At 33.5% G+C, this 2,718-nt stretch carries 3 protein-coding genes; all 3 read right to left on the bottom strand.

Annotation, left to right across the window (positions count from 1 at the left end; all coding sequences use genetic code 11):
- Window positions 1-22 precede the first annotated feature (22 nt).
- On the bottom strand, window positions 23-478 hold the full coding sequence (locus KHW44_RS08250) for a ferritin family protein (protein ID WP_094210024.1): 456 nt from the start codon (window positions 476-478) through the stop codon (window positions 23-25).
- Between the two features lie 39 nt (window positions 479-517).
- The gene (locus KHW44_RS08245; RefSeq protein ID WP_294685049.1) at window positions 518-1,441 is read right to left on the bottom strand and encodes a 2Fe-2S iron-sulfur cluster-binding protein; all 924 of its coding nucleotides are present in this window, start codon (window positions 1,439-1,441) and stop codon (window positions 518-520) included.
- A 5-nt stretch (window positions 1,442-1,446) separates the two neighbouring features.
- Window positions 1,447-2,718 (bottom strand): NADH-ubiquinone oxidoreductase-F iron-sulfur binding region domain-containing protein (locus KHW44_RS08240; RefSeq protein ID WP_304068309.1); only part of this gene is annotated, 1,272 nt, incomplete at its 5' end.

The raw sequence follows: 2,718 nt of genomic DNA, 5'->3' as shown, positions 1-2,718 counted from the left end.
ATTTATATTTAACATATTACACCTACCAAACTTCGTTAAATCCTACATTCAAAAATATTTCTTCTAGTTCAGTTTTATGCAATTTTTCCATTTTAGATAATCCAGCAAAAATATCTTGTTCAGCTTTATCTAAGCAAGAATTTGCAATATCAGCGTACAATTGCATAGCTTCTTCTTCTCTTTTGATAGCTAATTTGATAGCATCTCTGAAGTCCATTTCCGTAGTCATTCTTGGTCTATCAATGTCTTGTGATAAATTATAATCTTCACTATCATCAATTTTTATAGTTTCAGCTTTAGTTTCTAAGAATTTTTGTAAGTAATCTTTGTGTTTCAATTCTTCCTTGCTAAGTCTTTCAAAAAGACTTTTTGTTTGAGGATCCTCTGCTTTTTCAGCTGCATTTTTGTAAAATGTGTACGAATCATCTTCTCTATTAACAGCATCATCAATAATTGATATTAATTGTTCTCTATTCATAACTTCACCTATTAATTCTCTATATTTATTCTTGATTTTTTACTCGTTTATTTTTTCGATTTTTTCTAAAATCTTATCCAAACCTAAGACATTATTCCAACTAGCTTCCACAAATTCTCCGCCAATCTTTTTGTAAGGTTGTTTTGGATTATCTACATTTAATAATTCCGTAGTCAATCTACCCTTTAAGCAAAGTGGTCTGCCATTTTCTGGACTCAATGCTCTCAATGCAAGGTTCTTTCCATTCTTTCTTAAAACTTCGAATTCACAACCGTATTCGCAAACCCTACATTGAACTTTCTTAGTTTCTAATTCCCATTTTCTTCCTAAATTCATAGCTCTCTTATCCATCAATGCTCCTACTGGACAAGCTACTACACATCTATTGCATGAAATACAATAAGAAGATTCAAATGTATCATTAATATCTAAGTTAATTCTTGTTTGATATCCTCTATTTGAGAAATTAAGTATTTTTCTATCATCCATAACATTACAAGTTCTTACGCATTTTCCGCATAATATACACTTGCTATCATCTCTAATGATGTATGGTGAAGAATCATCGACTAATTTTTCTCTTTTTGCTCCGTCATGTTCTCTGAATTTTACTCCGTATTCATATGAATATTTTTGTAATTGACATTCTCCAGATTTTTGACATGTCAAGCAATCATTTGGATGAGAATCCAACAACATTTGAAGAATTCTTTGTCTGTGTTTTATTAATCTATCTGTTTTAGTATGAACAACCATGTTGTCTTTTGCCAAAGTAGAACAAGCTGTCATAAGTTTTTTACTACCTTCAATTTCTACCAAGCAAAGTCTACACGCACTCACTACATCCAAGTTTTTGTCATAGCATAAGTTTGGAATATCTATTCCATTTTCCCTTGCTAGTTCAATAATGAATTTAGGCTTATCAGTTTTAATTACTTTTCCGTCAATAGTTACAGTAATCATACTATCTATCTCCTAACTACAGCGTGAACAGGACATACAGTTTCGCAATTACCACATTTTATACATTGAGATTTGTCGATAACGTGTTGTTTCTTAACTTCTCCTTCTATACAACTTACAGGGCAATTTTTAGCACATTTAGTGCAACCTATACATTTGTCTGTAATTTCATATGATAAAAGTGCCTTACATGCATGAGCAGGACATTTCTTATCGTAAATGTGAGCTTCATATTCATTTCTGAAGTATTTTAATGTTGAGATAACTGGATTTGGAGCTGTTTGTCCAAGACCACAAAGTGAAGCTGATGTGATAGTATCACACAATTCTTCTAATGCTTCGATATCTCCATCTTCACCTTTTCCGGAAGTGATTTTTTCTAGAATTTCAAGCATTCTCTTAGTACCTTCACGACATGGAACACACTTACCGCAAGATTCATCTACAGTAAATTCAAGGAAGAATCTAGCAATATCAACCATACAGTCGTCTTCATCCATTACAATCATTCCACCTGATCCCATGATTGAACCGATTTTTCCTAATGATTCGAAATCAACTGGAGTATCCAGGAATTCTTCTGGAATACATCCACCAGATGGTCCACCTGTTTGAACAGCTTTGAACTTCTTTCCATCTTTAATTCCGCCGCCGATATCAAATATTATTTCTCTTAAAGTAGATCCCATTGGAACTTCTACCAAACCAGTGTTTACAACTTTACCACCTAAAGCGAATACTTTAGTTCCTGGTGAACCTTCTGTACCAAAACTTGTAAACCAATCTGCACCTTTATACATAATTGCTGGAACATTAGCAAATGTTTCAACGTTATTGATAATAGTTGGTTTATCCCACAATCCTCTTTCAGCAGTTCTGAATATTTTAGTACGAGGCATTCCACGTCTTCCTTCGATAGATTCCATCAAGGCAGTACCTTCACCACATACAAAAGCTCCTGAACCCAATCTCAATTCGATATCAAATGAAAAATCAGATCCAAAAATGTTGTTTCCTAAAAGATTCATTTCTTTTGCTTGTTGTATCGCAATTCTCAATCTTTTAACAGCAATTGGATATTCTGCTCTTACATAGATAAAACCTTGATTAGCACCAATCGCTCTACCGCAAATAGCCATACCTTCTAGAACTGAATGAGGGTCTCCTTCAAGAATTGCTCTGTCCATGAAAGCACCAGGGTCTCCTTCATCAGCATTACAAATAACATATTTTTGACTGTTTTCTACTTTAAATGCTGATTCCCATTTTCTACCTGT

Source organism: Finegoldia magna, assembly GCF_018371055.1.
Classification (GTDB): domain Bacteria; phylum Bacillota; class Clostridia; order Tissierellales; family Peptoniphilaceae; genus Finegoldia; species Finegoldia magna_I.
The sequence above is the reverse complement of the archived record's forward strand: the minus strand, read 5'-3'. Positions and strand labels throughout refer to the sequence as shown.